The sequence below is a fragment of the Bizionia sp. genome (assembly GCF_048259285.1).
Lineage (GTDB): Bacteria > Bacteroidota > Bacteroidia > Flavobacteriales > Flavobacteriaceae > Algorimicrobium > Algorimicrobium hallyeonense.
This window is the reverse complement of record NZ_JBLXHU010000010.1, coordinates 92,512-99,313: the sequence shown is the minus strand read 5'-3', so window position 1 is coordinate 99,313 and position 6,802 is coordinate 92,512. Positions and strand designations below refer to the sequence as shown.

The 6,802-nt window shown below is 33.3% G+C and carries 5 protein-coding genes; all 5 read right to left on the bottom strand.

What is annotated here, in order from left to right; all coding sequences use genetic code 11:
* Positions 1-148: 148 nt before the first annotated feature.
* A complete protein-coding gene (locus ACN0QX_RS07260) occupies positions 149-382 on the bottom strand; it encodes a DUF6095 family protein (RefSeq protein ID WP_248398666.1) in 234 nt (77 codons plus the stop codon).
* Positions 372-1,190, bottom strand: a complete 819-nt coding sequence (murQ, locus tag ACN0QX_RS07255) for an N-acetylmuramic acid 6-phosphate etherase (protein WP_248398668.1) — start codon at positions 1,188-1,190, stop codon at positions 372-374. The genes ACN0QX_RS07260 and murQ overlap by 11 nt, the downstream gene beginning before the upstream one ends.
* 49 nt (positions 1,191-1,239) lie before the next feature.
* Positions 1,240-2,055 carry a DUF4249 domain-containing protein gene (locus ACN0QX_RS07250; protein ID WP_417196039.1) on the bottom strand — a complete coding sequence of 272 codons (816 nt, stop codon included), beginning with the start codon at positions 2,053-2,055 and terminating at the stop codon, positions 1,240-1,242.
* A gap of 4 nt (positions 2,056-2,059) precedes the next feature.
* Complete coding sequence (locus ACN0QX_RS07245; protein WP_417196038.1) at positions 2,060-4,435, bottom strand: TonB-dependent receptor; 2,376 nt, start codon at positions 4,433-4,435, stop codon at positions 2,060-2,062.
* A gap of 73 nt (positions 4,436-4,508) precedes the next feature.
* Positions 4,509-6,734 (bottom strand): NADP-dependent isocitrate dehydrogenase, encoded by a 2,226-nt coding sequence (locus ACN0QX_RS07240; protein WP_417196037.1) that lies wholly within the window; start codon positions 6,732-6,734, stop codon positions 4,509-4,511.
* Between the last annotated feature and the right edge of the window lie 68 nt (positions 6,735-6,802).

The following is a 6,802-nucleotide window of genomic DNA, read 5'->3' as shown; positions in this document are numbered from 1 at the left end:
GTGGGAGAGTAGGTCGCCGCCTTTTTTAAGAATCCCGATTCAATACTTGAATCGGGATTTTTTTTGTTTTATAAAGTTTCGTTTTAATCAAAAAAATAAAGCGCATCATGCGCTTTATAAATAATTGATATAAAATTGTAATTTAAAATTAGTTGAACATACTATCCATTATTGTTTTTAATCCTTTAAAGGCAAAGAATATAGCAAGGCCACAAATTATTATACCCACTATTAGTAATGGTATATATAAGGCTTTTTCTTGATTGCTAAATGCTATATATAAAAGAGTAGGCCCTAAAAACATGCATAATAATGATACTCCCATTTTTTTAATACCCTTTAAAAGAACATCTTTATCCGTGTGTTTTGTTTCAGTTTCCATTTGTATAATTGTTTATTGCTGTTCTCACATTTTTATAGGTGTTTAATAATTGTTGAGCCGTTACATAGTCTATTTGGAGTTCTTCCATAATCATCTTTATTCCGCGTTCAACCAACTTGACATTACTTAATTGCATATCGACCATCTTATTTCCTTTAACATGGCCCAGTTGAATCATGGTGGTGGTTGTAATCATATTAAGAACTAATTTTTGAGCTGTACCTGCTTTCATCCTAGAACTTCCTGTAACAAATTCTGGCCCTACCACAACTTCAATAGGATATTTGGAAACTAAAGATAGGGGACTGTTTTTATTACAAGTAATACAGCCAGTAAGGATTTGATTTTTATTACACATTTTTAATGCTGCAATAACGTAAGGCGTGGTTCCTGATGCTGCAATACCAATTACAATATCTTTAGATGATATATTAAAGGCTTGCAAGTCTTCCCAACCTTGAGTTTTAGAATCTTCAGCATTTTCAACAGCTTTTCGAATGGCTTTATCTCCACCTGCAATAATCCCTACCACTAAATCGTGTGAAACTCCAAAAGTTGGTGGACATTCTGATGCATCTAAAATACCTAACCTACCACTTGTTCCTGCACCTATATAAAAAAGTCGACCTCCAATTTTTAGTTTTTCAACTATTTGCGAAACTAAGGCTTCTATTTGTGGCAGTTCTCTTTCAACCGCCAAAGGTACGGTTTGATCTTCCGTATTAATATGCTTTAAGATAGCAGATACGGACATCGTTTCGAGATGGTTGTAATTTGAATCTTTTTCAGTTGTTTTTATAAAATCCATAACTTCAAAATTACAAAATATAATCTGTAATTATAATATGGAACTTGCTCTATTCAATGGTATAATTAATTTCAGCCACTTCAGATAACCTGAAATATCCTAATGGATAATTATTTTGATTGGTTGTATTTATACAATTCCCGCGAACAGTAGCAGGTTGTGTTTCAAACGGACCACCTCCTCCGGCACCAGTTTGTTGCAATAAAATAAACATAAATTCATAAAACCGTTCGGATACACCATAATTTCTTATAATAACAGAATCGTTAGTGGTTAAATCTTCTTCAACATAGAAACCAAAAATCTGATTTCCATTTACAAATTCATCTTTAAAGGTATCTAATGTTTTATTTACCGGTATACTTGGAATGTACTCAAAAAAGTAATAATTTTCTTCGTTAACTGGGTCTGTAAAGTATGCTTTAATTTCTGTTTCTTCACCAGTAATTCCGCCTTCTAAATTTTGTTCAACAAAATCAAATTCAGGTACAGCTAAAAGTGTTTCAGTAGCTGAATATATTTCATTTTTATAATTAATAGTTAGGTAATAGTCTGTATTTAAAACAGGAGTGAAATTTGAATTTAAATATAAACCAGTATTTCCATCTTCAACAAAAATAAAAACGTTATTATTAGAATCAGTAATAAAAACCTCGGCATCATTAGCTGGAGGAACTGAAGAATCAAAATAAGGAGCCGTTAAAGTAAGTTTTATGGACTGCTCATTACCTGAAGTTCCTTTTATCCAGTTTATGGAAGCATCGATTACTAATCTCGGTTCAGAATTAGGTACATTTACATCTATTACATCTTCACATGAAAAAATTGAAATACTAATTAGTAGTAAAATGATAATGTTCTTCATAGAATTAAAATTTAAAATTATAAGTAACCGATGGAACGATACCAAAAATTGATAATCGTGTTGCTTCATTTACACCGGTGTCTCTATTTTCTGAAAAGGTAATTGAAGCCGCATTATATCTATTATAAACGTTATAAATTCCGAAGACCCATTCAGCTTGCCAACCCGATGATTTTTCTGGTTTTGGTATGTAAGTGGCAGATAAATCCAGTCGGTTATAGGATGGTAATCGAAATTCATTACGCAAGCCATAGTTTGGTATGGAAATGCCATTGTACTCATATTGTGCATTGGGATAGGTTACGGGTTGACCTGTTTGAAGTATGAAATTAGCATTAAATCGCCATTTCTGTGTAAAATCATAACTAGCGGTAATAGAAATGTCATGCGTTTTATCATAGGCTGTTTTATACCACGCGCCATTGTTTATTCCTGGTTCATTTTCAGTTCTGCCAGGCGTTCTTTGTTCTGATTTTGATAAGGTATAAGCAATCCAACCTTTTAAACGCCCGGTATTTTTTCTGAAAAGTATTTCCATGCCATAAGCTCTGGCTTCACCATTTAAAATAACTTGTTCTATGGCATCATTCGCTATTAAATCCGCACCATCAATATAATCTATTCTGTTTTTTACTGTTTTATAAAATGTTTCTAACTCAAGTGAAAATACATCGTTCTTAAAATTTCTGAAATAACCTAGGGCTACTTGATCTAGTATTTGTGGGTCGGTGTACATACCGCTAGGAGTCCAAATATCTAATGGCGTCGGTGAACTCGTATTAGATAATAGATGCAAATATTGACTTAAACGGTTGTAACTTGCTTTGATAGATGAATTATTTTGCAATTGATAAGCAATGGCTAAACGTGGCTCGAAATTGCCAAATGATTTTAAAACTTTACTACGTTTGTACTTTTCAATGCCTATAGGTTCTGCTTTTTCGTAAATTTGTAACTCTTGGTTAAAAACGACCGGCTCATTATTGGCATACATATTTAATTCATCCTGTCCTAGTCTTAAAAATGTACTATAGCGCAAGCCGTATGATAATTGAATCTTTTCGGATAATTTCTGCTCAACATCTAAATAAAGTGCATTTTCAAAAGCATATTTATCAATTAGTTTATCTGGATTAATGCCCGATTCTTCTGATGATGGTTTTATTTCTCCAGGATTAAATTTGTGATAAATGCTGTTTAGTCCATATTGGAGGGTTATATTATTATTCAGATAATGTTTGAAATCATATTTCACATTAAAATTGCGAATACCAGAATCCCAGTTAAATCCTATAAAATTTAGATCTAACCCGTAGTAATAATCCGAATAGATTAAAGATAAATTTGAAAATATTTTATCAGAAAATAAGTGATTCCATCTAAAGTTTAAAACTGTATTTCCATACGTGTTTTCAAAACTATCACTAAAACTCAACACATCACGACCAAAATATCCTGATAAATAGATGTTATTATTATCGTTCAATCTGTAACTAATTTTAGTATTTAAATCGTAGAAATAGGCTTTATTATCTAAATCAAAAAGGGGTAAAAACAAATGCGCATATGTAGCTCGACCTCCTAAAAGAAAGGAACCTTTTCCTTTATTAATTGGGCCTTCGGCTAAAAGTCTACTGGATATTAAACCAATGCCACCGTTCATGTGAAATTTATTTTTGTTTCCTTCTTTTTGATAGATGTCTAATACGGAAGAAACGCGTCCACCATACCTTGCCGGAATACCACCTTTGTAAAGTTTTAAGTCTTTTATGGCATCTGGATTAAAAACAGAGAAGAACCCGAATAAATGTGATGAGTTGTAAATGGTTGCTTCATCTAAAAGTATTAAGTTTTGGTCCGCGGCACCACCACGTACATTAAAACCTGAAGCACCTTCGCCAGCTGTAGTAACCCCTGGAAGTAAGGTGATAGCTTTTATAACATCTGCTTCACCAAACACAACAGGAATTTCTTTGATGGTTCCGGCTGACATAGCGTTTAAACTCATTTGGGGTTTTCTTATATTGATTTTTTCTACATTTTCGGTGATAATGACTTCATTTAAGCTTTCTACGGATTCTGTTAATGTGAAATTTTTAGTGATATTTTCAGAAAGGGTTATGGTTTCCGAAACCTCACTATAACCTAAATAACTAATTACAACGCGATATGTTCCTTCAGGAAGGGTTATGGAGTAAAAGCCATATTCGTTGGTGGTTGCTCCAGTTTTTAGTTCGGGAATTAAAATATTAACACCAATTAGTGTTTCGCTACTTTCTGAATCTGAAATTACACCATTTAGAGTGAATTTATTTTGAGACCAAATAGAATTGATACTGAATGTAAAAATCAGAATTAACCAGAATATACGTATGTTCATTACCGTCAATTTTTATTAAAAGTATAAAAAAAAGCCCCTTAAAAAGGAGCTTTTTTCATAAAGTTTGGAAATATTATAACGCTTGTAATATTTTGTTTAATGTTTCACTTGGGCGCATAATATTGTTTGTTAAATCATCATTTGGTTCGTAATAGCCACCAATGCTGACTTGTTTTCCTTGTACACTATTCAATTCGTTAATAATGTTTTTTTCTTCGGCCTTAAACAAAAGTGCTATTTCTCCAAAAGTATTCTTCATTGAAATATCCTTTTCTTGGTTTGCAATTGCTTCTGCCCAATATTTCGCTAGGTAAAAATGGCTCCCTCTGTTATCCAATTCGCCCACTTTTCTAGAAGGTGACTGATTGTTATCCAAAAGTTTTTCCGTTGCTAAATCTAAAGTTTCCGATAATATGAGTGCTTTTGGATTTTTAGTAACTTCAGATAAATGCTCTAAAGAAACAGCTAGAGCTAAAAATTCACCTAAAGAATCCCATCGTAAATGATTTTCTTCTAGTAATTGTTCTACATGTTTTGGAGCAGAACCACCAGCACCGGTTTCAAATAAGCCGCCACCATTCATTAATGGGACAATAGATAACATTTTAGCACTTGTTCCTAATTCTAATATTGGAAATAAATCAGTTAAATAATCACGTAATACATTTCCAGAAACTGAAATGGTATCTTCTCCAGCTTTAACACGCTTTAAAGTAAAATTAGTCGCTTCAATTGGTGATAGTATTCTGATGTCCAAACCAGATGTATCATGATCTTTTAAATAGGTATTTACTTTTTTAATTAATTCTGCATCATGTGCGCGCTTATCGTCTAACCAAAAAACGGCTGGTGTTTGCGAAGCTCTTGAACGATTTACAGCCAATTTAACCCAGTCCTGAATGGGAGCATCTTTTACTTGACACATTCTCCATATATCTCCGGCTTCAACGGTGTGCTCAATTAAAACTTTATTATCTGAATCCACAACCGTTACTGTACCGTTGCTAGCAATCTCGAATGTTTTATCATGCGATCCGTATTCTTCAGCTTTTTGAGCCATTAACCCAACATTTGGAACGGTTCCCATGGTCGTTGGATCAAAAGCGCCATGTTCTTTACAGAAAGCAATAGTAGCCGAGTAAATTCCTGCATAACTACTGTCTGGAATTACCGCTTTTGTATCTTGAAGCTCGCCATTTTTATTCCACATTTTTCCAGATGTACGAATCATAGCAGGCATGGATGCGTCTATAATTACATCACTAGGAACATGTAAATTGGTAATACCCTTATCGCTATTAACCATGGCTAAATCTGGGCGACTATTAAAAGTTGCTTCAATATCAGCTTCAATAGCTTTTCGTTTGGCATCTGGTAATTCCGATAGGTTACGAATTAAATCTCCAAAACCATTATTAACATCGACTCCTATTTTATTGAAATCGTCTTGATATTTGGCAAATACATCCTTAAAGAAAACACGTACAGCATGACCAAAAATAATTGGATCACTCACCTTCATCATAGTCGCTTTCATATGTAATGAAAACAATACGTTGGTTGCTTTAGCGTCTTCAATTTCAGTTTCTAAAAAGTTTAAAAGTGCTTTTTTGCTTAAAACCGTTCCATCAATAATTTCGCCTTTTAATAATGGGAAATCATTTTTTAGAATTGTTTTAGTACCACTTAAATCTGTATGAATTATTTTGACGCTGGTTGCCGCATCCAAGGTTACTGATTTTTCATTATGTGCAAAATCACCTTCACTCATGGTGGCAACATTTGTTTTTGAATCTTTACTCCAAGCACCCATAGAATGCGGATGTTTTTTAGCAAAATTCTTTACTGCCTTTGGCGCACGACGATCGGAGTTACCTTCGCGAAGTACAGGGTTTACAGCACTACCTTTTATTTTATCATAACGACTCTTTACGTCTTTATCTTGATCATTTTTTACTTCTTCCGGGTAATTAGGTAATTTATAACCTTTATCTTGAAGCTCTTTTATAGCACTATTTAACTGTGGAACAGAGGCACTAATATTTGGTAATTTAATGATGTTGGCTTCAGGTCTTTTAACTAAATCACCTAAAAAGGTAAGCGCATCGTCAACGCGTTGGTCTTCTGTTAAAAAATCCGGAAAATTTGCTAAAATTCTAGCAGCCAAAGATATATCTTTTGTTTCTATAGTAATTCCAGATGGTTTTGCAAAGGCCTTTATAATTGGTAAAAAAGATGCCGTTGCTAATGCTGGTGCTTCATCTGTTTTTGTGTAAATTATAGTAGAAGAGTTTGTCATTATATTTTAGTTTTGGTACGTTATTTAACAGCGCAAATATACAAAATCTTATAGGAGTTTTATGCGGT

What these genes read in the sequence shown, in the direction of transcription:
- ACN0QX_RS07250 (WP_417196039.1), bottom strand. Translation starts at nt 2,055, where the DNA reads ATGAAGAACATTATCATTTTACTACTAATTAGTATTTCAATTTTTTCA.
- murQ (WP_248398668.1), bottom strand. Translation starts at nt 1,190, where the DNA reads ATGGATTTTATAAAAACAACTGAAAAAGATTCAAATTACAACCATCTC.
- ACN0QX_RS07240 (WP_417196037.1), bottom strand. Translation starts at nt 6,734, where the DNA reads ATGACAAACTCTTCTACTATAATTTACACAAAAACAGATGAAGCACCA.
- ACN0QX_RS07260 (WP_248398666.1), bottom strand. Translation starts at nt 382, where the DNA reads ATGGAAACTGAAACAAAACACACGGATAAAGATGTTCTTTTAAAGGGT.
- ACN0QX_RS07245 (WP_417196038.1), bottom strand. Translation starts at nt 4,435, where the DNA reads ATGAACATACGTATATTCTGGTTAATTCTGATTTTTACATTCAGTATC.